The 25,679-nt window shown below is 33.1% G+C and carries 27 protein-coding genes and 1 pseudogene; 22 read left to right on the top strand and 6 right to left on the bottom strand.

Annotated elements, in window-relative coordinates; translation table 11 throughout:
• Positions 1-2 precede the first annotated feature (2 nt).
• The 5 genes from FP435_RS05905 (at position 3) to FP435_RS05885 (ending at position 6,357) form a co-directional block, all read left to right on the top strand.
• Complete coding sequence (locus tag FP435_RS05905) at positions 3-1,223, top strand: metallophosphoesterase family protein (protein ID WP_265483291.1); 1,221 nt, start codon at positions 3-5, stop codon at positions 1,221-1,223.
• Positions 1,210-3,642 (top strand): AAA family ATPase, encoded by a 2,433-nt coding sequence (locus FP435_RS05900; RefSeq protein WP_265483288.1) that lies wholly within the window; start codon positions 1,210-1,212, stop codon positions 3,640-3,642. Before FP435_RS05905 ends, FP435_RS05900 begins: the two co-directional genes overlap by 14 nt.
• 2 nt (positions 3,643-3,644) lie before the next feature.
• Positions 3,645-4,625 carry a 3'-5' exoribonuclease YhaM family protein gene (locus FP435_RS05895; RefSeq protein WP_265483287.1) on the top strand — a complete coding sequence of 327 codons (981 nt, stop codon included), beginning with the start codon at positions 3,645-3,647 and terminating at the stop codon, positions 4,623-4,625.
• Positions 4,626-4,734: 109 nt separating this feature from the next.
• Complete coding sequence (locus FP435_RS05890; RefSeq protein WP_265483285.1) at positions 4,735-5,004, top strand: ACT domain-containing protein; 270 nt, start codon at positions 4,735-4,737, stop codon at positions 5,002-5,004.
• A gap of 9 nt (positions 5,005-5,013) precedes the next feature.
• On the top strand, positions 5,014-6,357 hold the full coding sequence (locus tag FP435_RS05885; protein WP_265483283.1) for a PFL family protein: 1,344 nt from the start codon (positions 5,014-5,016) through the stop codon (positions 6,355-6,357).
• 90 nt (positions 6,358-6,447) lie between these two features.
• On the opposite strand, the gene FP435_RS05880 is transcribed toward FP435_RS05885, so the two are convergent.
• The 4 genes from FP435_RS05880 to FP435_RS05865 form a co-directional block, all read right to left on the bottom strand.
• A complete protein-coding gene (locus tag FP435_RS05880; protein ID WP_265483282.1) occupies positions 6,448-7,371 on the bottom strand; it encodes a peptidylprolyl isomerase PrsA in 924 nt (307 codons plus the stop codon).
• A 101-nt stretch (positions 7,372-7,472) separates the two neighbouring features.
• Entirely contained in the window at positions 7,473-7,802 is a 330-nt protein-coding gene (locus tag FP435_RS05875; protein ID WP_265483280.1) for a hypothetical protein, read from the bottom strand.
• Positions 7,803-7,816: 14 nt separating this feature from the next.
• Complete coding sequence (locus FP435_RS05870) at positions 7,817-8,353, bottom strand: hypothetical protein (RefSeq protein WP_265483279.1); 537 nt, start codon at positions 8,351-8,353, stop codon at positions 7,817-7,819.
• Positions 8,354-8,408: 55 nt separating this feature from the next.
• Positions 8,409-8,843 carry an HIT family protein gene (locus tag FP435_RS05865; protein WP_265483278.1) on the bottom strand — a complete coding sequence of 145 codons (435 nt, stop codon included), beginning with the start codon at positions 8,841-8,843 and terminating at the stop codon, positions 8,409-8,411.
• 104 nt (positions 8,844-8,947) lie between these two features.
• Between FP435_RS05865 and FP435_RS05860 the strand changes: the two genes are divergently transcribed.
• The 7 genes and pseudogenes from FP435_RS05860 to FP435_RS05830 all read left to right on the top strand — a co-directional run bounded on the left by FP435_RS05860 (position 8,948) and on the right by FP435_RS05830 (position 14,405).
• On the top strand, positions 8,948-9,691 hold the full coding sequence (locus FP435_RS05860) for an ABC transporter ATP-binding protein (protein WP_265483277.1): 744 nt from the start codon (positions 8,948-8,950) through the stop codon (positions 9,689-9,691).
• Positions 9,684-10,886, top strand: coding sequence for an ABC transporter permease (locus FP435_RS05855; protein ID WP_265483276.1), 1,203 nt, complete (start codon positions 9,684-9,686; stop codon positions 10,884-10,886). The genes FP435_RS05860 and FP435_RS05855 overlap by 8 nt, the downstream gene beginning before the upstream one ends.
• Before the next feature lie 19 nt (positions 10,887-10,905).
• Complete coding sequence (gene trmB, locus FP435_RS05850) at positions 10,906-11,556, top strand: tRNA (guanosine(46)-N7)-methyltransferase TrmB (RefSeq protein WP_265483274.1); 651 nt, start codon at positions 10,906-10,908, stop codon at positions 11,554-11,556.
• A gap of 97 nt (positions 11,557-11,653) precedes the next feature.
• Positions 11,654-11,974 (top strand): thioredoxin family protein, encoded by a 321-nt coding sequence (locus FP435_RS05845; RefSeq protein WP_265483273.1) that lies wholly within the window; start codon positions 11,654-11,656, stop codon positions 11,972-11,974.
• A gap of 24 nt (positions 11,975-11,998) precedes the next feature.
• Positions 11,999-12,646, top strand: coding sequence for a YtpR family tRNA-binding protein (gene ytpR, locus FP435_RS05840; protein ID WP_265483271.1), 648 nt, complete (start codon positions 11,999-12,001; stop codon positions 12,644-12,646).
• Between the two features lie 111 nt (positions 12,647-12,757).
• Positions 12,758-14,072, top strand: a pseudogene (gene murC, locus FP435_RS05835) (UDP-N-acetylmuramate--L-alanine ligase).
• A 6-nt stretch (positions 14,073-14,078) separates the two neighbouring features.
• Entirely contained in the window at positions 14,079-14,405 is a 327-nt protein-coding gene (locus tag FP435_RS05830) for a heavy metal-binding domain-containing protein (RefSeq protein ID WP_265483269.1), read from the top strand.
• 57 nt (positions 14,406-14,462) lie between these two features.
• On the opposite strand, the gene FP435_RS05825 is transcribed toward FP435_RS05830, so the two are convergent.
• Positions 14,463-15,185, bottom strand: a complete 723-nt coding sequence (locus FP435_RS05825; RefSeq protein WP_265483268.1) for an SDR family oxidoreductase — start codon at positions 15,183-15,185, stop codon at positions 14,463-14,465.
• 88 nt (positions 15,186-15,273) lie between these two features.
• Here FP435_RS05825 and FP435_RS05820 point away from each other — a divergent pair, with 88 nt between their 5' ends.
• Positions 15,274-15,708, top strand: coding sequence for a MerR family transcriptional regulator (locus FP435_RS05820; protein WP_265483266.1), 435 nt, complete (start codon positions 15,274-15,276; stop codon positions 15,706-15,708).
• A 21-nt stretch (positions 15,709-15,729) separates the two neighbouring features.
• On the opposite strand, the gene FP435_RS05815 is transcribed toward FP435_RS05820, so the two are convergent.
• Complete coding sequence (locus FP435_RS05815) at positions 15,730-15,864, bottom strand: hypothetical protein (protein ID WP_265483265.1); 135 nt, start codon at positions 15,862-15,864, stop codon at positions 15,730-15,732.
• 122 nt (positions 15,865-15,986) lie between these two features.
• On the opposite strand from FP435_RS05815, the gene FP435_RS05810 reads away from it, so the two are divergent.
• The 9 genes from FP435_RS05810 to dnaI all read left to right on the top strand — a co-directional run bounded on the left by FP435_RS05810 (position 15,987) and on the right by dnaI (position 25,479).
• Entirely contained in the window at positions 15,987-16,442 is a 456-nt protein-coding gene (locus FP435_RS05810; protein WP_265483263.1) for a DUF441 domain-containing protein, read from the top strand.
• Between the two features lie 43 nt (positions 16,443-16,485).
• Entirely contained in the window at positions 16,486-16,971 is a 486-nt protein-coding gene (locus FP435_RS05805; RefSeq protein WP_265483261.1) for a DUF805 domain-containing protein, read from the top strand.
• Positions 16,972-17,128: 157 nt separating this feature from the next.
• On the top strand, positions 17,129-18,553 hold the full coding sequence (locus tag FP435_RS05800) for an APC family permease (RefSeq protein WP_265483260.1): 1,425 nt from the start codon (positions 17,129-17,131) through the stop codon (positions 18,551-18,553).
• Positions 18,554-18,636: 83 nt separating this feature from the next.
• Positions 18,637-21,294 (top strand): DNA polymerase I, encoded by a 2,658-nt coding sequence (polA, locus tag FP435_RS05795; RefSeq protein WP_265483258.1) that lies wholly within the window; start codon positions 18,637-18,639, stop codon positions 21,292-21,294.
• 18 nt (positions 21,295-21,312) lie between these two features.
• On the top strand, positions 21,313-22,143 hold the full coding sequence (gene mutM, locus FP435_RS05790) for a DNA-formamidopyrimidine glycosylase (protein ID WP_265483257.1): 831 nt from the start codon (positions 21,313-21,315) through the stop codon (positions 22,141-22,143).
• Positions 22,140-22,736, top strand: a complete 597-nt coding sequence (gene coaE / locus FP435_RS05785) for a dephospho-CoA kinase (protein WP_265483255.1) — start codon at positions 22,140-22,142, stop codon at positions 22,734-22,736. Before mutM ends, coaE begins: the two co-directional genes overlap by 4 nt.
• A 5-nt stretch (positions 22,737-22,741) precedes the next feature.
• Positions 22,742-23,209, top strand: a complete 468-nt coding sequence (gene nrdR / locus FP435_RS05780; protein WP_265483253.1) for a transcriptional regulator NrdR — start codon at positions 22,742-22,744, stop codon at positions 23,207-23,209.
• A 3-nt stretch (positions 23,210-23,212) separates the two neighbouring features.
• Complete coding sequence (locus tag FP435_RS05775; protein WP_265483251.1) at positions 23,213-24,565, top strand: DnaD domain protein; 1,353 nt, start codon at positions 23,213-23,215, stop codon at positions 24,563-24,565.
• An 8-nt stretch (positions 24,566-24,573) separates the two neighbouring features.
• A complete protein-coding gene (gene dnaI / locus FP435_RS05770) occupies positions 24,574-25,479 on the top strand; it encodes a primosomal protein DnaI (protein ID WP_265483250.1) in 906 nt (301 codons plus the stop codon).
• Positions 25,480-25,679 lie beyond the last annotated feature (200 nt).

Below are 25,679 nucleotides of genomic sequence, written 5' to 3'. Positions count from 1 at the left end.
TTATGAAATTTATTCATCTTTCAGATGCACATTTAGATAGTCCTTTTTTAGGGCTATCTTTTTTGCCTTTTAACCAATTAAATGCCATCAAAAACAGTAGTAATGAATCATTCCACAAAGCCGTTACAATTGCCATTAAGGAAGAAGTGGATTTGTTTTTAATTGCTGGAGATACGTTTGATTCTGTTACTCCAAGTCCTAAGAGTCAGCTATTTTTATTGCAAGAGTTAGAGCGACTCATTAATAATAAAATTCAAATAGTAATGATTTTAGGAAATCATGATTATCTTTCTCCGCAAAAAATGTTATTGCCCCAAAATCCCTATTTTAAATTATTGGGTGCTAATCAAGAGGTTGAAACTTTCAAAGGCAATACGCAAACAGGCTTTTCTTATCAAGTTCATGGTTTTTCTTATCAAAAAAATCATATTCACAAAGATATGGTAGAGAACTTTCCTGTTAAAGATCCAAATAGTTTCAATATTGGTCTGATGCATGCTCAAGAAGAGAGAAATCAAGTAGGGGCAGATGTTTATGCTCCCTTTAAATTAAGTGATTTAAAAAACTTAGCCTATGATTATTTTGCGCTTGGCCATATTCATAAACGTCAGAATTTAAGTCAGCAGCCATTGATTGCTTATAGTGGAAATATTCAAGGGCGTCACATTAATGAAAGAGGACCAAAAGGAATTAGTTTGGTCACTGTTGATGAACAAACTAACCAAGCAAGTATTGAATTTATAAAAACAAGCAAGCTTGAATGGAAATTATTAGAAATAAAAATTCCTCATCCCTTAAAGCCACAGGAGCTATTTGAATTAATTGAGATGAATATTAATCAAAATATTTCTAGTCAAAACCTAGTGGGAATCAAATTAAAGGGAAGTGAATTTCTAACCGAGGAACAAGAAGAATTGCTTCGTGAAGGGGATGCCTTAAAGGAAATCTCACAGAAATTAAAGTTTAATTCGGCTCTAGTAAAAGTTTATTTTCAAGTAAGTGAGAGTATACAATTAAATCCAGCAGATAAAGATGCTTTTCAGGAGGCCCAAAAGGAAATCCTGACTAAAGAAAAGTTAGCTGAACTTTCAAAAAGTTTAGTTACCAAAGGAGACTGGATTAATGAAATGGTTAATAAGCAAGATTTTTTGGATGAAGTAACAGAATTAGCACAGGTGAAATTGGGTCAGAAATTAAAGGATAAGATAAATGAAACTGACTAAAATTAATATTTTAAATTTTGGGAAATTAAGTAACATAAATTTTGAATTAACGAATAATCTTTCAATTTTTGAAGGAAATAATGAAGCAGGTAAGAGTACTACAGTAGCTTTTATTAAACAAATTCTCTTTGGCTTTTATTTAAAAACTCGTCATACTAGTTTCTTTGAAAATTATGAACCTAAAGAAAATAAAGGACTGATGGGGGGATCACTGACTTTTAAAGATGGTGAGAATGAATTTGAACTGACAAGAACTTATAAAAAGGGTGATAGCAAGAAGGGGAATTTAGTAGTTAATTTAAATGGGGAACAAATCCCAGAAAATGTTTTTTTTGACCGCCTGCAAAACATAGATGGAGATTTTTATACAGACAGTTTCATTTTTAATCAAGATTTATTACGGCAAGTGACCAGTTTAGATGAGGAACAGTTACTTGAAAGAATTTACTTCCTAGGAGCAGCAGAGAGCAATAAGTTTTTGCAATTAAGAGATTCCTTCAAAAAGGAAAGTGAGCTTTTATTTAAAAAAAAGGGGCGTAAGCCAGAAATTAATCAATTATTAACTCAGATAGAAGAGCAAAAAGTGAAGCTCAGCGGATTGGACCAAGAGTTTGAAAATTATGGTAATTTAGAAAATGAACTAAATACGCAGGCAAAAAATAAAAGAAAACTAACCGATGAAGCAGAAGCACTCCAAAAACAGCAGCTTAAGTATGGTCATTTAAATACCCAACTGGAAAACTATAGAAGTTACCAAGAATTAGAAGAGAAAAAAGAAAAAGTCAATTTTTCTCCTGAAGCTTTGCAAGATACTAAAAATCTAGAAGTACAATTAGAAACTTTAAAAAACAATCTAGCTCAATTGATAAATAACCAAGCTATAAATGAGAAAAATGATTTAGATCAGCTTGATGAGCTTGAAAAGGTTTTAAATAAAAGAGTTAATTATTTACAGTGGAAGAGTATTTTGACAAAGGATGAGCAAAATATTAGCCAGGCAAAAAATAAAATAGCTCAAATTAAAGAATATAATCCTGAAATTCAAAAAATTCTCTCTTTAAGTCCCCAGCAGCGAAAAGATTTAAAGAAAGAGTATGACTTTTTTCAAAAGCAGAGTAGTGATAACTATGGGAATCAAGAAAAATACTTAACAATGTTTGGTTTAACTTTAAGTGTTTTGGGGATTTTATTAGCTTTAACAATTTCTCCAGCTTGTTGGTTACTTGTACTTTTTGGTGGAGCAAGCTTAGGCTATGGTTATTTTCAAAAAAGAAAAAGGGATGATCAAAAGCTAGAGTTTGAAGAAAAGTATAATTTAGATCCAAGTAAAATTGCTTTAGATCTTCTGTTAAGTAAAGTACTTGAAGTTTCTGCCTTAGAAGATGACATTGCCCAAACTAATCTTGAAATCAACCAGGTTAACACCCAACTTACTAACTACTTGGCAAAATTAGGATATTTAAGTAAAAAAGAAGTGACACCTTCCAATGCAGAATTTATCCTCGATGAATTATCAACAAAGATAAACTCTTTTAGTAAGAATCAACAATTAGCACAGGAGCAAGAACGACAGATTTTTCTTTTAAAAAATAAAATTAATGAGTATGAAAAGAAGTTAAATGATTTACTTTTGAGTAATAAGGTTAGCTCAATTAAGCAACTAGAAGAATTAGGGCAAAAAGCTAGTGCCCAAGAAGAAATCCAAGTAAAAGAAAAAGCCTTGGCTAATTTATTAAAAGAAGATTTGGAAACTTTACAAGAAATAAATTCAAATTTACCAGCATTTCGAGAAAAACAAGAAGAAGTAGGTAAAAAATTGAAGGCGGTAAAGCAACAATTGGAGCAAGAAGAAGCAAAGTTAGCTGAAATCAAAGTTGAAATGAGTAATTTGGCTACTTCAGATAAACTTTTCCAAGAAAAGCAAAAATTAGCTAACTTAAAAACTCAAGTAAAAGAAAAGAGTACTGAATATTTAGCAGATTTATTGGTATCAGCTTGGATTTCTCGTGGTTTGGACTTAGCTTCTAATGAACGTTTTCCAAAGATGTTAAACAATGCTCGAAATTACTTTAAATTATTAACAGGGGAGCAATATATCAACATTGAGATTGGGAAAAAGATTAAGGTTAGAAATAAAAATGGTAAAAAATTTGAGGTGGAGTTTTTATCTAGAGGTACTAGAGAACAACTATATTTTGCTTTAAAATTAGCATTTGTAGAACAAGTTTATGATAAAATTGCTTTACCAATTTTAATTGATGATGCCTTTGTTAATTTTGACGAGCAAAGAACAGAGTATATTATTGAACTCTTGAAAAAGCTTACTCAGAAAGCACAGGTACTTATTTTTACGCAAAAGAAACAATTAGGAAAAGCTTTGGGGATAGAAGTTTTAAATTTTAAAAAGAAAGAAGTGTAGGAATGTTAAGAAGACGCCTATTAGATTATCATGATGGCGAGGAAATGGATATTGTAGTGTTAATCAAAGATGCCCAATTACGTCCGAGCAAAAATGGAAAACAATATTTATTACTCCATTTTTGTGATAGTAGTGGCATAATTAGGGGAAATTTTTGGAATGCGACCAGTCAAGATGCTGATAGATATGTCCCTGGTACTTTAGTAGAATTGAATGGAAAAAGAGAAGAATATCAAGATCATCCTCAAATAAGAATCTATAGTATGCGCCTTGTAGATGAGCATGAAGGTTATAAGTTAGAAGAATTCGTAAAAAGTGCACCAATTGCCCAACAACAACTTAAAACAGATATAGAAAATAAAATCGCAGAAATTAAAAATGAAAATTGGCATGCAATTGTTCAGTATTTAATAAATAAGTGGGGTGAAAAATTTTACTCTTACCCAGCTGCTAAATCTAACCACCATGCGGTTAAAAATGGTTTGGCCTTTCATACTCAGTCCATGCTTAAGGATGCTGAAGCTTTGGCAAATAACTATCCACAAGTTAATAAAGAACTTTTATATGCAGGGTGCATTTTACATGATATGGGGAAAGTGATTGAACTTTCTGGTGTAATGGGGACAACTTATACACCAGAAGGAAATTTAATTGGTCATTTAGTTTTAATTGATGAAGAAATCATATTAGCTGCTAATGAATTAGGATTAGACTCCCATTGTGAAGACATTATGTTATTGCGTCACATGGTAATTAGTCATCATGGCTTGCCAGAATATGGAGCAGCCAGACGACCTTTTTTGCTAGAAGCAGAGTTGCTTCATAAAATTGATGATTTAGATGCAAGTATTTATGCTATTACAAATGCTTTGCAACAAACTGAACCGGGTAAATTTAGTGAGATGGTTTTTTCTAAAGAAAATAGAAAGTTTTATCGGCCAAAGTTCAATACTAGTTTGAATAATATAGATAATTTAGAATAAATCTAGCAGGCTAGATAAAAGATTAGGTAACTGAGTTCTTCTTGACAACATAGGCAAATATCAAGTAGAATTGTGGCAATAAATTTTAAGGAAAGTGGATTTTAAAATTATGAAAGCAATTTTATCAGTAATTGGAGAAGATAAGGTCGGCATAATTGCAAAAGTAAGTAATGTGTTAGCTGAAAATAATATTAATATTCTTGATGTTTCACAAACTATCATGGAAGAAGATTTTGTAATGATGATGTCATTAGCTTTACCTAAAGAAGCAAATATTCAAAAATTAAATACAATTTTTGAAAAGTTAGGTAATGAGTTAAACTTGGAAATTAATGTTAGAAATGCCAAGCTCTATGAAGCAATGCATACATTAGATTAGGGGAAAATGATGGATTCACAACAAATTTATGAAACTAGTCATATGATTAGTAGTGAAAATCTTGATGTTCGGACAATTACAATGGGAATTTCACTTCTTGACTGTATCGACAGTGATAGTACCCGAGCATGTGAAAAAATTTATGACAAAATTACTACTAAGGCAAAAGATTTAGTAAAAGTGGGCCAAGAAATAGAAAGTGAATATGGAATTCCAATTGCTAATAAAAGAATTACGATAACACCAATTTCTTTAATTGCTGCAGCTAGTGGAGATAATGACTATGTGAAGTATGCCAAAACTTTAGATAAGGCTGCTAAAACATTAGGCGTTGACTTTATTGGTGGATTTAGTGCGCTAGTTCAAAAAGGATTTCAAGAAGGAGATAAGATCTTAATTAACTCACTTCCCCAAGCTTTAAGTGAAACTAACTACGTTTGTGCCTCTGTTAATGTGGGTTCTACTAGGAGTGGAATTAACATGGATGCAGTAAAAAGCATGGGTGAGATAGTAATTAAGAGTGCAAAATTAGACTATATGACAAATACTAAATTGGTGGTATTTTGTAATGCAGTTGAAGATAATCCTTTTATGGCTGGAGGTTTTCACGGAGTTAGTGAGCCTGATTGTGTAATTAACGTCGGTGTTTCAGGACCTGGAGTAGTTAAAACTGCTTTAGAAAAAGTTAAAGGTCAATCAATGGATGTGGTAGCCGAAACCATTAAGAAAACTGCTTTTAAAGTTACTAGAATGGGTCAACTGGTTGGTAGTGTCGCTGCAAAAAAATTAAATGTTCCTTTTGGAATAGTTGATCTCTCTCTTGCACCAACTGCTGCAGCAGGTGATTCAGTAGCTGAAGTACTGGAAGAAATAGGAGTTTCACAAGTAGGAGCACATGGCACCACGGCTGCTTTAGCAATGCTAAATGATGCTGTTAAAAAGGGTGGTTTAATGGCTTGCAGTCATGTTGGTGGATTATCAGGAGCATTTATTCCAGTTTCTGAAGATGCAGGAATGATTAAAGCAGTGGAAAACGGGATGTTAAATATTGCAAAATTAGAAGCAATGACAGCTGTTTGTTCTGTAGGGCTTGATATGATTGCAATTCCCGGGGATACTCCTGCTGAAACTATCAGTGGAATGATTGCTGATGAGGCAGCTATTGGAATGATCAACAATAAAACAACTGCTGTAAGAGTAATCCCTGTACCTGGTAAAAAGATAGGGGATAATGTTGAATTTGGAGGATTATTGGGCCATGCACCAATTATGGCTGTCAGCAATGCAGACAGTAGCGTAATGGTTAACCGTGGTGGTTTAATTCCCGCTCCAGTTCATAGTTTTAAAAATTAAAATTTGGATTAAATAAAATAAGAGCAAGATTTCAAAAATGGAATCTTGCTCTTATTTGTTAGCCTAGAAAGTTAGTTTGTCTAGACATTTTTATTTGCTTGAACTAGTTGTGCTTGAAGTAGTTGAACCAGTTGATACATATTGTGATAAAACGTTCTTTAAGTCGTTGTCCTTAATTGAAACATCAGCACGTTTTAAGACAGTTGCTATAACACTCTTCATTACACTTTGGTCTTGTGCCATTGAGTTGTAAATTTGGTTATCAATTTCTTTCTTGTGTTCCTTTAAGGTTCCCTTAGCAGGGTGCTTAATCATCTTAATGATGTGGTAACCATATTGAGTTTTAACTGGAGTAGTAGTGTATTCACCAGTTTTAAGCTTAAAGGCTGCTTTCTTGAAAGTTGAGTCTAAACTAGTATCTGTTGAATCAAATGCTGGTAATTTACCGGCATCATTCTTAGTAGCAGTATCAGTTGAGTACTTCTTAGCCAAGGATTTGAAGCTTTCGCCATCGTTTAGCTTTTGAATAACTTCTTCAGCAGTACTTTTCTTTGAAACTAAGATTTGTTGTACTTCAACCTTAGGTTGGTAATCTTTCCAAGCCTTTTCTTCTTGTGACTTAGAAATTGTCTTAATATGCTTTAATGCAGCTTCAGTTAATAAGTTTGTCTTTAAGTTGTCCTTAAATCCAGAAGCAGTAAGGCCGTTTTGTTCTAAAATTGAATTAAATTGAGAGCCGTATTGCTTTTTATATTTATCATATTGGGCATTAACTTGCTTTTGAGAAACATATTTGCCGTATTGACTTTCTAATGCATCAGAAATAATCATATTAGCTAAGGTAGATTGTCCAGCTTGGGATTCTTTCATCTTATCGTAATATTGACTCTGAGTAATTTTACCGCCTTTGTAGCTAACAACAGTTTTGTCATTTGAACAAGCAGTAGCAGTTAGGGCCACACCTGCGAATGCTACAACAGCAGCTGCTTTTTTCCATGTGTTTTTTAACTTCATAAAATACCGTCCTTTGCATATTTACTTTACCAATATAACATAAAAAGTCTCTTTCCCCAAAAAAGGGAAGAGACTTAAACGTATTTAAAGAAATTTAAATTTTATTTTACTTCTTTATTTAGTTTTTCTATGTTTTCTTTAAGAACTTGTACTTTAGGCTTAGCTGTCATTTCAAAAACTTTAATTGAGCGATGAATGCTTGCCAAATCTTTTTTAGCTGCTGGAAGATCAGTAGTTTTGAGAGTGGAAAGAGTTGCTTTAATATTTTGAATATTTTTTTGAATATTTAAACCATCTTTCAAATCTTCAATAACAAAATCTTTTACTTCTGTTCTGATCGGTTTTCCAGTTTTTTGGTCTTTAAGAAAAGAAATTCCAGTTCCTAAAAGAGTTCCCAAACCCAAACCAGTAGAAAAATATTTAAGTTTCATTCTAATTACTTTCTTTATTTATGATTGTCTTCTTTTGCTTGTTTTGCCTTTTCTTTAAGCTCTGAAAGCTCTGCTTTGGCTTTAGCTTCTTTTTGCGCTAAATCTTCTTTAAATTCAGCATGCTTTTCTGAAACTTTAGCCTTCATATCATTAGCTTCTTTTTCAGCCTTAATTTTAGCAATTTCAGCTTTTTCTTTGGCTTTAGCTTTAAAATCAGTAGCCTTTTCTTTGGTTTTGTTGACTAAATCATTTAAATCTTTATTTTTGCTTGTGACTGTTTTAATAGCAGTAACTAAATCACTGGCTTTTTCCTTAGCAGTGACGTGAGCTTTGGTAGCTTCATCATTAGTAGCTGGAGCTACTTCTTGATTTTTGCGATCATTTTGTAATTCTTGGTAGTTATTTTTGACAGCAGTGCAAGATTCTTTTAGCTCTTCAGCATGTTTACGAATATCTTCACGAATTGGTTCGTCAGTTGAAGGATTTTTGACAAAGGATGCTGCTGCACCAACTAGACCACCAGAAACGACACCTAATAAAAATGGAAACATAATTATTACCTCTATCTTTTACTATAATACATCTACTTTACAGTTCTATTATAAGCTAATTGAGGTGCTTTTTGATACTATTTGCTACTGCGAGATAATCTTTATCATTATATTGACTAGCATTGTTTGCGTGTGGCAAGTCCACATTATCGTTTTCATAGCGTGGAATAAAATGAATATGCGAATGCATTACAACTTGTCCTGCTGCTTCGCCGTTATTTGCTATTACATTAACTCCTTTAATGTCAGGATTTGAATTTTTAACTGCATTAGCAATTTTAGGAATATATTGTAAAAACTTAGCTGCATCTTCTTGACTATAGTCAAAAAAATTAACAAGGTGTTTTTTAGGAACTAATAAAACATGTCCTCTGGTAACTTGTGAGATATCAAGAAATACCTTAATGTCGTCATTTTCAAAGACAGTATAAGAAGGAATTTCTTTACGAATTATTTTGCAAAATAAACAATCTTCTTGTAATTCAGCCATAAAAAGCTTCCTTTCTCTATTATAATAGAAATTTAGTTTGATCTAAGTTAATGCTATCATAGAGAGAGAGCTTTTTCAGTATTTTTAGAAAGGATTAATTGCCTATGGCTTTAAAAATTGAAAATTTATCTGGAGGCTACAGTGGAATTACTGTAATTCATGATATTAATTTAACAATTGAACCTGGACAAGCAATTGGTTTGATTGGATTAAACGGTGCTGGTAAATCAACAACCATTAAGCACTTATTAGGTTTACTAAGAATGCAAAAGGGAACAATAGAATTAAATGGTGTAAATTTAACTCAAAGTCCTACTAAATTTAAAAAAATGATTGCTTATATTCCAGAAACGCCAATCTTATATCCAGAATTAACCCTTAAAGAGCATTTGGAACTGGTAATTTTAACTTATGGTTTAGATAAAAATAAGGTTTGGGACCGAGCAGTGCAACTTTGTAAAATGTTTAGATTAGACAATAAGTTGGATTGGTTGCCAACAAACTTTTCTAAAGGGATGCAGCAAAAAGTAATGATTGTATGTGCTTTTTTGGCTGATCCAGATTTGTTAGTTATTGATGAACCTTTTACAGGACTAGATCCTTTAGCGGTTGCAAACTTCATTGATTTGGTAAAACAAGCAACTGCTAATCAAAAAATGGTCTTAATGACAACGCATGTCTTAGCAGAAGCTCAAGAAGCAGTTCAAAAGTTTGCGGTTTTAAATGATGGCAGTATTCAGACAATTGGCGATTTAAAACAAATTAGAGAATTTTACGGCTTAAAGCCGAGCGATTCGTTTGACCGCTTGTATCAAGTTTTAAATCAGGAGCAAAATAAGCATGAATGAGTTAATAAAAAAGCGCCAACAAGCTAATTTAAAGCGCCAAATGCGTTATTTGAGTTTAGTGTTTAATGATTTCTTTATTTTAGCGTTAATTTTAATGTTTGGTGCTTTAATGTTTTGGTACGCACAAAACATTAAAAATTGGCCTAATAATCTTTGGTTTTACAAACCATTACTAGCAGTTATTTGGACAATTGTAATTAGCATTGGGCATCTAGCAACACTTTTTCAAAAAGCGGATACGCACTTTCTCTATATGCAAGATAAGTACATGCATGCCTATTTGAAACCAATGATTAGAAGGAGTATGGTTTTACCCACTATTCTCTTGCTTTTAGTTTCGGGGATTCTCTATCCATTTGCGATTTTACGTGTGCAGATACCTGTTGCGTCTTATGTCTTTTTAGTAATTGGTTTAATTTTGACAAAATATGTTCAATTAAAGCTAATTGCGCGCAGCCTTTACTTTAATAAAACCAAAATTTATAATTTTTGGTTATTTGAATTAGTTGTTTTGCTTGTTTTATGGTTAAGTTTAAATAATTCTCCTTATATTTATTTCTTCTTAGCAGTAATTGCAGCAGTTGGGGTAAATTATTTGCCAACGGGGAAAGTATTTAACTGGTACTATGCAGTTGATTTGGAAGAAAAACGACGTGATAGTCAAGATAATTTTTATAGTATGTTTACTGATGTGGCTGATAAAAAAATCAAAATTTCACGGAGAAAATATTTAGATTTTCTTATTAATCATCAAAAGCAAACTCCCAATACTTTTTTATATCAGAGAGCATTATTACGTGATCCAGAATATAGCAATTTATTGATTAGAATGGCAGTTTTTTCACTGCTATTGTCGTGGATTTTGCAAAGTTACGCTTGGAGTAGTGTTTTAGGTGCCTTGGTTTTGTTTTTGACTTTATATCAATTAATTCCTTTAGGTACAGTCTATGAACATAATATGATGTACCATGTTCAACCGATCCCGCTTAAAAATAGAGGTAAAGCCTTAGCAAGAGTCTTGAAAAAAGGAATGCTAATTGAATGGTTTGTAATTAGTATGGGCATCATAATTTTTTCACCAGAAAAAGTAAATGCTTTAATTAGTGTAGTTGCATTATTGCTATTTGTCTTTATAATTCTTTATGCATATTTGCCAATGAAGATTGAAAAATTATTTAAAAAAATTAGATACTAAGAAAAGGTGAGCAAAGAAGATGAGATTAAGAAATAAGCCGTGGGCACAAAAATTAGTTGCAGAACATCCAGAAGCAATTTTAAATGAACCAAGTTTAGAAGAAAAAATTAACTGGGAAGAAAGATTTGAAGATTTTTCTAAGCCATTAGCCATTGAAATTGGATCTGGAAAGGGTCATTTTATCACTACTCTTGCCAAACAACATCCTGAAATGAATTTTATTGGGATTGAATTACAAACAACAGCTGCAGGGATGATCCTTCGTAAAAAGTTAGAAGAAAAGATTGATAATTTACAATTAATGTGTGCTGATGCCGCTAATTTAGCAATCTATCTCCCAAAAAATAGTGCAGATATTATTTATTTGAATTTCTCAGATCCTTGGCCAAAAACTCGCCATGAGAAACGTCGTTTGACTTATAAAAGCTTTTTGAACAAGTATAAAGAAGTCTTAAAACCAGAAGGACATTTAGAATTTAAGACAGATAATCGTGGATTATTTGAATATAGCTTAGAAAGTTTAAACAATTATGGCATGAAGTTTGAACATGTTAGTGTAGATTTACATCATGATGACGATGAAATTGCGCAGAGAAATGTTGAAACAGAATATGAACATAAATTTGCGCAAAAGGGTAATCCAATCTATTGTTTGCACGCTAAATTCTAAGTTTGCCTGGGAACTTTTATGAAAGACTAGCATTTTATAAGAAAAATAAGTACAATGTGAGTATAACTTATAAAAAGTAAGAAAGAGGGTAAAAACAATGGAAGAAATTAAAGAATTGACTAATGAAAAATTAAAAGAAATTACTGCTCATGGCCGTGTGGTATTACTGTTTTCAGCAACTTGGTGCCCAGATTGCCGCTTTTTAGATCCATTTTTACCACAAATTGAAAAAGATTATCCAGAAGCAACTTTTTACAAAATTGACCGAGATGGTTCAATAGATGTTGCCAAAGAATTAAATATCTTTGGAATTCCTAGCTTTGTTGTCTACCAAGATGGGCAAGAAATTGGTAGACTAGTAAATAAGGACAGAAAGACTAAAGAAGAAGTAGAAAACTTCCTCAATTCTCTTAACTAGTCTCAGAAAGGAAAGTTTACTAGAATGATAATTTCTACCAATAAAACAAGTTATCCAGATACTTTAATTGTAATTACTGGTCCAGATAAGGGTCGTAGTCAATTTGATGAAACAGAAAATGTGACTCGTGTTAAGGATGAAAATGGAAATGTAGTAGGATTCAATTTCTTCAATATTTCTAATTTTTTAGACGCAGATGCACTTCCAAATGGTGAAGTTAAACCAACTCAAGAATTAGTTGATACCTTAAATGCAGAAATTAAAAAAGCTGGTTTTGATGATACTTTGGAAATTGGTGAACCAACTTTAGTGTATGGCTATGTAAAAACTTGTGAGCCACATCCTGATTCTGATCACTTACATGTAACAACTGTTGATGTTGGTGAAAATGAATATCAAATTGTTTGTGGAGCACCTAATATTAAACAAGGACAAACTGTAGTTGTGGCATTACCAGGCACTTTGATGCCTAATGGGCAACAAATTTGGCCAGGTGCTTTACGTGGTATTGATTCATATGGGATGATTTGCTCTGCTCGTGAATTAGGATTACCACATGCACCTCAAAAGCGTGGGATCATGGTAGTTCCAGATACTTTTAAACCTGGAGATGAATTTGAACCAACTAAGGCAGATGAGTTACTTGCCAGTGGCCAAATTACATTAGATTAAGCAATTAGTAGGTTAATCGAAAAAGAGTCGTAGATTACGGCTCTTTTTTTGCATAAAAATGATAAAATGAGAATTAAAGAATATTGATAAATATTATTGGAGAATCGATCTATGTTAGATAAGAAAAAACAAATTTGGTTTATTGGAATTAAAGGAACAGGAATGGCTGCTTTGGCACTGGTATTGAAAGATCTAGGCTATAATGTGGCTGGTTCTGATATTGAAAAGTATACTTTTACTCAAGTTCCTCTTGAAAAAGCAGAAATTGAAGTTAAAGATTTTGATCCTAAAAATATTAAAGAAGGACAAATTATTGTAAAAGGTAATGCCTTTAAAGAAGATAATCCTGAAGTGGCAGCTTGTGTCGAAAAGGATATTCAATGGCAAAGTTATCCAGATACTGTAGAGGAAATTGTACAAAGTTATACAAGTATCGGAGTAGCAGGAACACATGGTAAGACTTCTACAACTAGTTTATTAGCTCATGTTTTAGGACAAGTAGCCCCAACTTCTTATCTGATTGGGGATGGTCGTGGTAAAGGTGTAGCCGATTCTCGCTTTTTCGCTTATGAAGCTGATGAATATCGCCGTCACTTTTTAGCATATCATCCTGATTACCAAATTATGACCAATATTGATTTTGATCACCCAGATTACTTCAAAGATCAGGCAGATTATACTTCTGCTTTTCAAACTGCAGCTGAGCAAACTAAAAAGGGTCTCTTTGTGTGGGGGGATGACCCAAGACTTCAATCTTTAAACACTGCAATTCCTAAATATACATATGGGTTTAAAGATAGTGATGATTTTCAAGCAACTAATATTGAAAAAAACAACCAACGGTTCAAGTTTTAATGTGATTGCCGATGGTAAAGATTTAGGACGATTTGAAATTCCGCTATTTGGTGATCATAGTATTTTAAATGCGACTGCGGTTATTGCGGTAGCTTATACTGAAAAGGTACCAATGGAGATCGTTCAAAAGGCTCTGCCAACTTTTAAGGGAGCAAAAAGACGTTTTTCTGAAAAAGATTTTGGCAATATTGCTGTAATTGATGACTACGCCCACCATCCAACTGAAATGCGAGCAACAATCCAAGCTGCTCGCCAAAAATTCCCTGATAAGGAATTGGTAGTTGTTTTCCAACCTCATACTTATTCTAGAACTAAGAAGTATCAAAAAGATTTTGAAGAAATTTTACGTGATGTAGATAAAGCTTATATCACCCCAATCTATGCTTCAGCACGTGAAAATAGTGGGGATATTTCAAGTGAAGATCTTACAAAAAATATTCCTGGTTCAGAAGTGATTGATTTAGCAAATATTAGTGATTTGACTAAACATCAAAATGCAGCTGTTGTCTTTATGGGTGCTGGTGATATTCCAAAATATGAAGATGCTTATGAAAAATTACTGGTGAAATAGAGGTAGATGGCAATGGAACTATTAGTAACAACAACTGAGAATATTCCAGGAAAAGAGTATGAAATTATTGGGGAAGTTTTTGGGGTTACTACTCAATCAAGAAATGCAATTTCTGATTTTGGTGCAGGACTTAAAAATTTAGTTGGTGGCGAAATTAAAGGGTACACCAAAATGCTTCAGACTTCTCGCAATAAAGCACTTAAACGTTTACGTAAGGCTGCCGAAGATTTAGATGCAGATGCGGTAGTAATGATGAGATTTGATTCTGGTTCAATTGGTGGCGATATGCAGTCAGTGGTTGCTTACGGAACAGCAGTAAAGTTTATAAATTAGAATAATTCGAAAGTAAAAGCACGATAAAATTCCTTAGGAAAGTTATCGTGCTTTATTTTAAGAATCTTGCCGGGTATCAGAAATTTGAATTTCTCTTAGATTAACACTTTGTGGCATTTCATATGCAAATTTAACTGTTCTTGCAATATCTTCTGGAGTAATTTTACCTACACCAGTTTCTTCTAACCAGGCATTATAGTTGTCTTTGATTTTATCACTGGTAGTATGACTCAATAATTCTGTATTAACAGCACCAGGAGCAATCCGCATTACTCTCACATTATAAGGGGCTAATTCTTCGCGAGCTGTTTCTGATAAGCCTTCAATACCAAATTTTGTGGCACAGTATACAGCGTGATTTACAAACGTTTTTACTCCAGCTAATGATGAAAAATTAACAATAGTTCCATGTTGGCGTTTCTTCATTTCATTCATTACTGCTTGCATCCCGTTAAGCGTCCCCATAACATTAACATCAAGCATATTTTGCCATTCTTGACTATCTTGAGTTTCAATGTTGCCTAGTAGCATAATCCCAGCATTATTAATTAATAAATCCGCTGGACCATATTTTTCTTCTGCTTCTTTAATAGCTTGTTGAAAGGCTTCTTTATCACGAACATCTACTTTTTTACATAGTGCATTGGGTAAATTCATCTGTTCTAACAATTCGACTCTGCGAGCAACTAATAATAATGGATAGCCAGCTGCACTAAATTCTTTAGCCATAGCTTTTCCAAATCCTGAACTAGCACCAGTAATTACAACTAAATTTTTCATTTCAATTCTTCTTTCTTTGTATTAATATTGATAATTATCATCTTACCCCCTAGAGTAAACTCTAAGGCAAGAAGAAAAGAGGATTTTTATGAATTATTCAATCAAAGAATGTAGCCAAAAAACTAATCTTAGCTCTTATACACTTCGTTATTATGAAAAAGAAGGATTGATCACAAATATTGAAAGAGATCATTTAGGCCAGCGCAGTTACAATGACCAAGATATTGAGCTTATCAAATCGATTGATTGTCTAAAAAAAGCTGGCATGAGTATTAAAAAAATAAAATCATATATGAAAATTTTTCAAACTGATAACAATGAAGAAGCGCGGATCAAATTATTTAAACAACAAAAAGAAATTCTAAAGAAAAAAATGGAAGAACTACAAGAAGAAATGTGGTGGGCCGACTATAAAATTTGGTACTATCAAAATTTAGGCAAACTCGTTTCTAAAAGTGATCCACTTCACTGTGAAAAAATGGAAAAGTTTTATCGGCGTCAAGAGAAAAAACGTGAACAATAGAAGTAATTGTTCACGTTAAACCTATTTGAATAAATTATTGAGTGCATTTTGAATTTGTGGAAGATAATATTGAATACTATTAATATCCACCACACCAGATTTTGCTAGAGCAATCGCAGCAATACTTCCACCAAATAAGAGAGTACTTTTCTTCATATAAAAAACCTCACAATTAATTTTAATATGTATTTTAGCATGATTATATTTGAAAGAATATTAAGAATATAGAAAAAAATGTTATAATTTTTGGGTCAATAAAAAAGAAGTGAGGTAATTTGGTGGAAAGCTGGCTATTTTTATTAATTATTCTAGTAATTGCAGTTTTAGGAAAAAATATGTCTCTAATTATCGGAACTGTGGTGGTAATGATTTTAAAATTGTTGCCTTTTGCGACTAAATGGTTACCAATTATAGAGGCAAAAGGAATAAATTGGGGAGTCACTGTAATTTCAGTAGCAATTTTAGTACCAATTGCTACTGGTAAAATTGGTTTCAATGATTTGTATAAAGCTTTCAAAACTCCTGCTGGTTGGATTGCAGTTGCTATGGGAATTGCGGTGGCTATTTTATCACGTTATGGTGTAGATCAACTTTCAGCTGTTCCGCAAGTAACAGTGGCTTTAGTATTAGGAACGATTATTGGAGTAGTAGCCTTTAAGGGAATAGCAGCTGGTCCAGTAATTGCCAGCGGGATGACCTATTTAATTGTTTCATTGTTTCATTTGCACTTCTAATAGTATAATCGAATAGGATTGGTGTAATTTTAAGGAGGAAAGTATGGAACAAAAACCATATTATGAACAATCATATCAAGAACCAGGAAAACCAAGAGTACCAAATTCTGGTTTTGGCCAAATTTTTAAAGAATTTTTTACTAAGCCATTTACTTGGAATGCGCGCGATACAAGGAAGACTTTTTGGCTAAGTTATGTTATTTATTGTGTTTGTAGTTTGATTTTAGGTATATTGTCTGTAGTCTCATTTATTCCAAGTGAAACTAGAGTAAATGCTCATGTAATTGAATTAAATGGTACTAATGCAATTACTAATATTTTGATATTTATTATAGGGTTAGCCTGGATTTATCTTTCTTTATGTTTAATCGGAACCAGTGTAAGAAGACTGCATGATAGTGATCACACTGGTTGGTGGTGGTGGATCCAACTTGTGCCATTTGGTTGGTTAGTTTGGTTATACTTTATGGTAGTGCCAACTGTTGAAGAACCTGTACGTTGGGGAAGCTACTTATCAATTAAAGAATAAAGAAGTACTGAGGAAGTTCAGTACTTTTTCTTTTGTTTTTAGATTAAAAAATAAATAATAAATTATAAAAAAGTCCTTTTATTTTTACTACGAATCGTTTAATATTAAGGATATAATTTTAATATCTTTGCCGAGAGCAAACTGGGAGGTAGTGGAAATGAATGTTTGGCAGAGAATGACACACAAACAAGATCCTAAAGTTTATGCGGATAAGGATAAAAAGTTGGTCCCATCATTAAGGACGATTGATCTATTAGCATTGGGAATTGGAATTGTAGTAGGAACAGGAATTTTTACTTTACCTGGTATTGTAGCTGCTAATCATGCTGGTCCTGCTGTTACAATTTCATTTATTTTAGGAGCAATTGGTGCTGGAATGGCAGCCTTAGCTTATGCAGAAATGTCTTCTGTTTTACCCTTTGCAGGATCTGCCTTTTCGTGGATTAACGTCTTATTTGGAGAATTCTTAGGATGGATATGTGGTTGGGCTTTGCTTGCTGAATATTTTGTAGCAGTAGCATTTGTTGCTTCTGGTTGGTCAGCTTATATGCAAGGATTACTTGCTCAGATACATTTACAATTACCTGATTATTTAGCAAAGGCAACAGATTTTAAAGGCCATGGTGGAGTAGATATTTTAACAGTACTAATTATTGTTTTATGTGGTTTCTTAATCTCTAAAGGTCTAAAAAACGTTAGTCGGGTAGAAAATACTTTAGTGGTTTTAAAAGTATTAGTAATTTTACTTTTTATTGCCGTGGGAATGACTGCTGTTCATTTTGAAAACTATGTACCATTTATTCCACCACATAAAGCTGGTACTAACTTTGGTGGGTGGCAAGGAATTTTAGCCGGTACCTCTCAACTTTTCTTAGTATATATTGGTTTTGATGCTATTTCTGCTAACACAGCTGAAACGAAGAATCCCGAAAAAACAATGCCACGTGGAATCTTAGGAACTTTAGCAATTGGAACCACACTCTTTGTAGTTGTTTCTTTAGTCTTAGTTGGAATGTTTAACTATAAAGTTTATGCTGGTAATGCAGAACCAGCGGCTTTTGCCTTAAGAAAAGCAGGCCATGTATTTAGTGCAAATGTTTTGTCGTTGGTAGCAATTTTTGGAATGTTAACTGGATTAATCGGGATGCAAATGGCGTCTTCAAGATTAATTTATGCCTTTGGTAGAGATGGCTTTTTACCAAGTGGATTAAGTAAATTGGATAAACATCATAATCCAAGCCGTGCCCTTTGGTTAGTAACTATTGCAGGTGCTATTGTTGGAGGAGTGTTACCATTTACTTTCTTATCTAATCTTGTATCTGCAGGAACTTTAATTGCCTTTATCATGGTATCGCTTGGTATTTATCGTTTACGTGCCCGTGAAGGAGTGAACCTACCTAATCCAAGCTTCAAAATGCCACTTTATCCAGTTTTACCAGCACTTTCTGCAATTGTATCAGGAATTATTTTCTGGGAACTTAGTGTAGATGCAAAATGGATGATGGTGATTTGGCTCATTATAGGAATTATTTTTTACTTTGTTTATGGAATTCGTCATGTAAAACAAAATGAGCCTATGTAATAATTAATACGTGAAAAACTGTTAAAATAATCATGTAGATTATGTTAACAGTTTTTTATTTTAAGCAAAAAAGGAAAAAACTTATGTCTGATAAAAAATTACTTTTAATAGATGGAAATTCTTTAGCTTTTAGAGCCTTTTATGCACTTCCTGTTGATAGTTTTACTAATGCTTCAGGATTACATACTAATGCGATTTATGCGTTTAAAAATATGCTTGATGTCTTCTTACAAGATTTTGATCCATCAAATGTCTTAGTAGCTTTTGATGCTGGAAAAATTACTTTTAGAAATAAATTGTATGATGACTATAAGGGAGGACGTCCAAAAACTCCCAGTGAGTTTTCTGAACAACTTCCTGTTATTCGAGAATTACTAACGGATATGGGAATTAAAAGTTATGAGTTACCTAATTATGAAGCTGATGATATTATTGGAACCATGACTAAAAAGGGGGAAAAAGATGGCTTTGATGTAACAGTTGTTACAGGTGATCGAGATTTAACGCAACTTGCTTCTGATAAAACAACAGTAATGATTACTAAGAATGGGGCTGGAAAATTAGAAGCATTTACTCCAGAACATATGAAAGAAGTCAATGGGGTAACACCAACGGAATTTATTGATATGAAGGCTCTCATGGGAGATAGTTCTGATAATTATCCAGGTGTTGAGAAGATTGGTCCCAAGACAGCGTCGCAATTAATTCAGAAATATGGTAGTGTAGAAAATCTCTATGAACATATTGATGAGATGAAAAAGTCCAAACGCAAAGAAAACTTAATTCGTGATAAAGATAAAGCAATCTTAGGTAAAAAGTTAGCCACAATTGATTGTAATGCACCTGTTGAAGTTACAATTGCGGATACTAAGCGTGAGCCAGTAGATTATGATAAGCTGCGCCAACTATATGAAAAACTAAACTTCCGTAAATTCTTAGCACAGCTCAACTCTGGAGAAGGAGATGGCAGTGAAATGAAAATTGATGAGGATTATCAATATACGGAATTAACTCAAGAAAATCTTTCTGAATTAAAAGATTTCTCTAGCAAGGAAATTACGTTTTATTTAGCAATGCTAGGGGAAAACTATCATTTGGCACCTTTTGAAGGATTTGCCTTAAAAGTAGCCGATAAAATCTATGTTTCAAAAGATCCTGCTTTATTAGAAGAAACAATTTTAAAAAATATTTTAGAAAATCAAGAAATCAAAAAGAATGTTTTTGATATTAAGAGAACCATTGTGGGTCTACATCGAATGGGGATTGAAGCTAAGGGACTAGATTATGATATGCTTTTAGCTTCTTATTTGGTGAATAATGAAAATAATTCTGATGATTTAGGTGAAATTGCCCATTTATATGATGATTTCACCGTTAAAACTGATTTAGAAGTTTATGGAAAAGGTAAAAAAGCCGCAATTCCAGAAGATAAAATTTTCTTTAACCACTTAGCTGCTAAAGTAACAGTAATTGATAAATTAAAGCAGCCACTACTTGAAAAATTAAAAGAACATGAACAAGATGATCTGTATGAAACAATTGAAATTCCAGTAGCTTTTGTTTTGGCAAAAATGGAAATTACAGGTATTAAAGTAGAAGCGTCTACATTAACGCAAATTGGAAATGAATTGGCCATTAAGCTAAAAGAACTTGAAGAAAAAATTTACCAACAAGCGGGTGAGAAGTTTAATATTAACTCACCTAAGCAGTTAGGAGAAATCTTATTTGAAAAGTTACATTTACCTCCAATAAAAAAGACTAAAACAGGATATTCAACTTCAGTAGAAGTTTTGGAACAATTGAAGTTGCAAAGTCCAATTGTTTCAGAAATTTTAGATTATCGACAATTGAATAAAATTCAGTCCACTTATATTAAAGGCCTGTTAGAATGTATTCAGCCCGATGGTCGAATTCATACGCGTTACCTTCAAACTCTAACTGCTACTGGACGTTTATCATCAGTAGATCCAAATTTACAAAATATTCCTACACGTACTGAAGAGGGAAAGCAAATTAGAAAAGCTTTTGTTCCAAGTACTCCTGATGGTTATATTTTTTCATGTGACTATTCACAAGTAGAGCTACGAGTTTTAGCCCACATTTCTGGTGATGAACATATGCTTGAAGCCTTTAAATCTGGTTATGACATTCACGCTCACACTGCAATGAAGATTTTTGGCTTAAATTCTCCTGATGAAGTAACGCCATTAATGCGTCGTCATGCCAAAGCAGTAAACTTTGGGATAGTTTATGGAATTTCAGATTATGGTTTATCAAAGAGCTTAGGTATTGGGCGCAAGCAAGCTAAAGATTTCATTGAAAATTATTTGAAACAATATCCTCAAGTTAAAGAGTACATGGAAAAGGCAGTGGAGATTGCTCGTCAAAAGGGATATGCGGAAACAATTATGCACCGTCGTCGTTACTTGCCAAATATCAATGCAAAGAACTTTAATTTACGCTCTTTTGCTGAAAGAACAGCTATTAACTCACCAATTCAAGGATCAGCAGCTGATATTATTAAAATTGCAATGATTAATATGCAAAAGAAACTTGACGAATTGAAGTTAAAGACTAAGATGGTTTTACAAGTACATGATGAATTAATTTTTGATGTTCCTAAAGAAGAATTAGACACTATTAAGAAAGTTGTTCCTGAAGTTATGGAATCTGCTGTTCACTTAGATGTGCCTTTGATTGCAGATTCTAGTTGGGGTCATAACTGGTATGAAGCAAAATAAGATTAAAGAGGTGGTTTGATGCCAGAAATGCCAGAGGTTGAAACGGTTAGAAGAACTCTAGATCCACTAATGCGAAATAAAACTATAAAACAAGTTATAGTATGGTATCCGAAAATTGTTACAGGGGATGTAGAGACTTTTAAGAAAACACTCCAGGGTAAAAAAATCATCAAAGTAGATCGTTATGGAAAGTATCTCTTAATTCGCTTAAGTGATGATATGACTTTAGTTTCTCATTTGCGAATGGAAGGTAAATATCATGTTACAGCTCCTGATGCAGCTAAGAATAAACATGAACACGTTGAATTTTTATTCAATGATGGAACTGCAATTCGCTATCAAGATGTGCGAAAATTTGGACGGATGCAGTTAGTAATAACAGGGACTGAGCGTCAAACTACAGGAATTAAAAATTTAGGTCCAGAGCCTAATACATCAGAATTTACAGTTGATTATTTTGCTAAACAACTAGCTCGTAAAAAGAAAAACATAAAGAATGCTTTGTTAGATCAAAGTATTGTAGCAGGGCTAGGTAATATTTATGTGGATGAAGTTTTGTGGCGCAGTCAAATTCATCCCTTAAGTAAAAGTAGTGCTATTACACAAGCAAAAGTAAGAAAGTTGCATGATAATATCAACGAAATTATTGCCTTAGCAATTGAAAAAAGAGGCACTACTGTTCATACCTTTTTAGATGCAGATGGCAAAGTCGGTGAGTTTCAAAAATTGCTGCAAGTTTATGGCAGAGCTGGCAAAAAATGCACTAGGTGTGGCACTACATTAAAAAAGATTAAGGTAAATGGAAGAGGAACTACATATTGTCCTCATTGTCAGGTAGAATACAAATGACATACTTTTTAGGATTGACTGGTGGAATTGCAACAGGGAAAAGCACTGTAGACAAACTTTTTAGAGAAAAGAAAATTCCAATAATTGATGCAGATAAAATTGCCCATCAATTAATGTTGCCAAATGAAAAAAATTACAACGAAATAGTCAAGAATTTTGGGAATAAAGTTTTAGCTTCAGATTTGACAATTGACCGAAAAAAGTTGGGCGAAATTGTTTTTAGTGATAAAATAAAACTCACGCTTTTAAATGATATTACTCATCCTAATATTATTACTGAAATAAAAAATCAAATGGCTCAACTTGAAAAAAGGGAAGAACCGCTTGTTGTGTTAGACATTCCTTTGCTTTTTGAAGAAAAATTGGAATATTTATGTGAGGGTGTTTTATTGATTTCGGCTCCTAAACAGCTTCAACTTCAACGGTTAATGGCACGTAATAATTTGTCTCAAAGCCAAGCTAATCAACGAATTATTAGTCAAATGCCGCTAGTTGAGAAAAAGAAGTTGGCCGATTATGTGATTGAAAATGATCAAGATCTGGGTGTGCTAAAAGATAAAGTGATAGCTATCTTAAAATATTTAGGAAGGTAGATAAGATGGAGTGCCCAAATTGTCATCAAAATGCTTCTCGAGTGATTGATTCTCGCCCGAGTGATGAAAATCGTGTTATTCGTAGAAGAAGAGAATGTGAAAAATGTGGCTATCGGTTTACCACATTTGAACGAATTGAACATGTTCCTTTGTTAGTAGTTAAAAATAATGCTACAAGGGAGCCTTTTAACCGTGATAAAATATTACATGGAGTTATTATGGCGGCACAAAAGCGTCCCGTCTCAATCGAACAGCTAAATAATTTGGTAGATAAAGTAGAAAATGATGTTCGTAAGCAAGGAATTGGTGAAATTTCTTCTAAAAAAATTGGTGAGTTCGTAATGAATTATTTAGCAGATCTTGATGATGTGGCTTATATTCGCTTTGCTAGTATTTATCGTCAATTTAAAGATGTTTCTGGGTTCATGGAAGCAATGGAAGACATGATATCAAAACATGAGAAGGAGAGTTAGTGAATGTTTGCTAGCACAAATCCTAAGCAACCTTTTTATGTTGCTAATCAAGTGGAAGTAAGTGCTACAAGTCAGAAAGTACTTACATATCTGTATCAACCACTTGTTGGTGCATTAGGGGTGGGATTATATTTAACATTAGTTAATGAATATGACTCAGTTCCTTTTAATAGTGACTATCGTACTTTATATCAATTGCAAGAACAGACCAATAGTAATTTAAAGAATCTCTTCGACAGTTTGCATTATTTAGAGGCAACCGGTCTGGTAAAAACTTTTGTTGGTAACAATCCAGCTTTAGGGGATGTAATAATTTTCAGGCTTCAACCAATCCCAACGGCTGCTGAATTTTTTAAGACATTTTTATTATCAAGTTTGCTTTTAGAAAGAGTTGGAGAGGTAGCTTATGAGAGGTTGGTAAAGGAGTTTACCCCACGAAGATTTATGGGATTAAAAAACGCTCATGAGGTTACTAGTGCATTTTTTGATGTCTTTAGGCTAAATGAACAAGCAGCCATTAATCCTCCTGAACAAGTAACTCAAGCTGTAAAAAAAGTAGAAGCAGGCAACAAGCGAGTACTAAAGGTTGGGAAAACAGATATTAGGATTGATTGGGAGTATCTAAGAATGCAGCTAGAAGCCTATCATGTTGATGGGGGAGAAGTTGTTAATAAACGTCGTGAGATCAGTCAGATTATTCAGTTTTATCAGCTCTCTGAAATTGAATTTGCTCAATTAGCTGTTAAAACTCTTAGTCCTGGTGAAGATAAATTAGATATTAAAGCCATTCAAAAATTAGCAAATAGTGAGTATGGTACTAGTCGCACTAGAAATTCAGTGCGAAGACAAATTAAAAGTCAAGAAGAAGATTATGTGTTACCAACTGCCTTAAATAAAACCGATAAAGAAATTTTGTTAGAAGTAGAAAACAAGGCTACTGTAGCTTATCTATATGATCTCAAGAGTCGGTTAGGAGGGATGGTTACTGGAGATGAAAAGAGAGTAACCTTTGTTTTGCGAGATAAGTATGGTTTCACTGATCCATTAATTAATTTAATTGTTTATGCTTGCTTAAGCGAGTACCCAACTTTATCAATGAAATATGCAGAAACAACAGCTAATGATTGGTTACGTGAAAAAACACTTACTCCTGTTAAAGCATTAGCAAGAATTCGAGAAAGACAAAAGGGTAAGCAACGTCGCACTTACTTTTATAATAAGAAAAAGTCCACTACTTCTGATGGAGTCGATTGGGATAAAAAGGCGCAGCAGCAAGCACAAGAAAAAACGCAGCACACTAAAATGTCTCATGAAGAAATGGATGAGATTTTTAATAATTTTGAAAAGAAAGAATGAGTTACACAATGGAAGATATCAGTAGTCTCATAAAAAAAGCAATGTTTAATTTGAAGCCAGAAGCAAAATTTCGTCCAGATTATCAAACTGCTTTAGAAAATGAAGAAGTGAAAAAATTTTTGGCAACGCATCAAGCTGAAATTACTCCTGAGATTATTGATAATTCTTTGGATAATTTATATCTTTTCACCCAACAATTAAAATCAAATCGCATCCAGAAAATTTTACAAGGTTATGAACCGCATTTGGTGTTAAATGATAATTTAATTGAAATAACGTATGCACCTGGAAAGGTAATGCAAACTGAACTTGCACTTAATAAAGCACAAAAAAGAATTCAATTAATTGACCTACCTGAAAAACTTAAAAATGTGACTTTAAGTGAACTTGATAAAGCGCCTGGACGTGAAGAAGCTTTAGTCAAAATTGCGACTTTTTTGAAGCAATATCAAACAAACTCTCACGCACGTGGCCTTTATCTAGAAGGAAGTTTTGGTGTAGGTAAGACTTACTTATTAGCAGGGCTAGCAAATGTATTGGCCCAAAATGGGACACAAGTTATTTTCTTACATACACCATCCTTTATTGCCTCACTTCCAACTTTTGTTAAAAAAAACACTTTAGCCGCAGAAGTAGATAAAATTACTCAAGCACCAGTAGTGATTTTTGATGATATTGGTGCTGAAAGTTTAAGTGAGTGGTCACGTGACGATATTTTAGGAGTAATTTTTCAAAAAAGAATGGATAATGAACTCCCAACTTTCTTTACTTCCAACTTAGATTTAGCAGGTTTGGAAAAACATTTTAGTGAGACTAAGAATAGTGTAGACGAATTAAAAGCTAAAAGAATTATGCAAAGGATACGTTTTCTAAGTGAAGAAGTATTAGTAAAAGGAGAAAATCGTCGAGTATAAGAAATTTATACTTGCATCTAATAAAAGAGCTAGTATAATAAAAAGCAAGTGAAGACATGATTAACTTTGCCTCAGAGACAGGAATCTAGTTCTGAAAATTCCTGAATAAAGTTAACCCCAACTTCTAATACTCAAATTATTAATATTGGTTAGGCTGCCATTATCAGTCAATAAGGAACTAGTGTAGTAACTAGTTTAAA

This window comes from Lactobacillus sp. PV037 (genome assembly GCF_014522345.1).
In the GTDB taxonomy this organism is placed as follows: domain Bacteria; phylum Bacillota; class Bacilli; order Lactobacillales; family Lactobacillaceae; genus Lactobacillus.
The sequence above is the reverse complement of the archived record's forward strand: the minus strand, read 5'-3'. Positions and strand labels throughout refer to the sequence as shown.